Here is a 1949-nt window from a genome sequence, read left to right as displayed (position 1 = left end):
CATCGCGGGCACCGATGATCCATCGCGGGCACCGATGATCTCCAGCTCACGTGACAGTCGGCGCAACCCATACACCCGCTCGCACGCCCAGCAAACCATCGGTGGTGTCGAGCTGTCCCGCGATGAGGGCTACGACCGCGTCCGCCCCAAGTACATTTCTCGCGAACGCGAGTATGAGGAAACGGACGGAACCGGCTACGCGATCCGCGACGGCTTCCGGGAGCGGCCTTTGCAGCTCGGCCTCGTGCGTGAGCCGGTTCAGGCCGAGCGGCTGGCAAAGATCGCAGCGCTGACGGGAAGCCCCCGGCGATCGATCACTGGGACATGGGATGGCCGAGAGGCGCAGCGCCGCATTGGGGAGCGGGTCAACTTCTCGCTGGCTGGCTTCCCGCGTGTTGCGTCTACCTATCGGATCACGGGCAAGCAGTTCTTCTTCGCCGAGCAGGACGACGGTCTGCGCCTGGAGGTGCAACTCACCTTGGTTGAGGACCTGGCCAGCTTCTACGAGTTCACTGCGGACGACTACACGCCGCCTGCTTCCTACCTGCCTCCGGCTCAGAGCACGCCGGGGATCGAAGCCCCAACCGGTTGTGAGCTGGCAGCAGTGGAGAGGCCCGCCAACTTCACGGAAGGCGAGACCGCGCTTTACATCCGGCACCGCTTCCTGCCCGTCGAGGGCGCTGACAGCTATGACGTGGACATCTACACGACGCCTTACTCCGTGGGCGATACGAACTACGGAGGGGAGGAGGAGCGCGTCAATGTGAGCGCCGGATCGACCATCGATGACGGCGGGACAATCAAGGTCGAACACTATTGGGGGCCGGTGGCCTCTGGCGCAACTTATCGGTTTCGGACGTATGCGCTCGCCGCGGGGCTCGGTCGCTCTGACACTTACCTCGAATGCAGCATCACCGCGGCGGCGCCGTCCGATGTGCTCGGCCTGCCTGAGATCGTCAGTCAAAGTCATGATGGGGTGAATACCGCGACGCACCGGCTCCGGGCGCCCAACTCTCCGGGCGTCACGTTCTTGCGCTTGTCTGCTGGGGATCAGGCGGATCGATCTGATCTGGCGGTCATCGAGACTGTGAACATCGGCGCTCTTGGCGAGCACGACTTTCTCGACGCCAACGCCTTCTCGACGCGGCGCTACCTGCGCGCCGTCGCAATCGACCAATACGGGCGCGAGGGCCAGGCGCTCGACTTCGATTATCTGGCCGGGTCCTCGGCAGAGAACTACCGCACCCGCGAGGGTGGTGGGATCAGGCTGCGCGAGGGCGGCGGCTTTAGGGAGCTGGAATAATGCCTAACACCAAACTGAGCGAAGAGACGAGCGGCGCACCCGCAGTCGGGACCGATATCATTGGGATTTCGCGCGAGACATCGCCAAGCGTCTATGCCGATTTCTCGTTGACGCTGTCGGACTTGGCGACGCTCTTGGGCGGCGGCACGACCCTCGCGGGTCTGACGGATGTGTATGGCACGCCCTCAGATGGGCAGGTGTTGACCTTCGACCCGGATGCCGGTGGTGGCGGCGTCGGAAGCGAGTTGCCCGGCTGGCGCCCTGAGACGCCATCAACGGCCGGTGGCAATCCTGGCATTATCAATGTCTCGTCAAGCCGGGTTCTGGATCTGGCCGACGCTTGGGATACGCTGGTATTCACGTCGGCCGCGACGCTCACAATCCCCGCGGACGCGACAACAAATTTCCCGCTTGGAACCATCATCTCGTTTGCCGCAAGTGGTGGTATTGGCACCCTTACCGCTGCCTCTGGCGTGACGTTGAACGGGATATCTGCCGGATCTATCGCGAGCGATCCGCCCTCAACCGGCACCATTCCGCAGTTCACCCTAATCAAGACCGCGGCGGATACGTGGGTCACGAGCCTTGAGGGCGTCGCCTGATGTCCCGGCGCACAATGCTTGCCCTTGCGCGCAGCCGGCCCGGG

Annotated in this window: 2 protein-coding genes; both read left to right on the top strand. The window is 63.9% G+C overall.

Going from position 1 to position 1949, the window contains the following annotated elements; translation table 11 throughout:
* Window positions 1-1303: hypothetical protein (locus AAFU51_18755; GenBank protein ID MEO1573290.1), on the top strand; the 1303-nt coding region annotated here is incomplete at its 5' end.
* The gene (locus AAFU51_18750; protein ID MEO1573289.1) at window positions 1303-1905 is read left to right on the top strand and encodes a hypothetical protein; all 603 of its coding nucleotides are present in this window, start codon (window positions 1303-1305) and stop codon (window positions 1903-1905) included. The genes AAFU51_18755 and AAFU51_18750, both read left to right, overlap by 1 nt.
* Window positions 1906-1949 lie beyond the last annotated feature (44 nt).

The organism is Bacteroidota bacterium (assembly GCA_039821555.1).
In the GTDB taxonomy this organism is placed as follows: domain Bacteria; phylum Bacteroidota; class Rhodothermia; order Rhodothermales; family Rubricoccaceae; genus JBCBEX01.
Note: the sequence above shows the minus strand (reverse complement) of the source record. Positions and strands in the feature narration are given on the sequence as shown.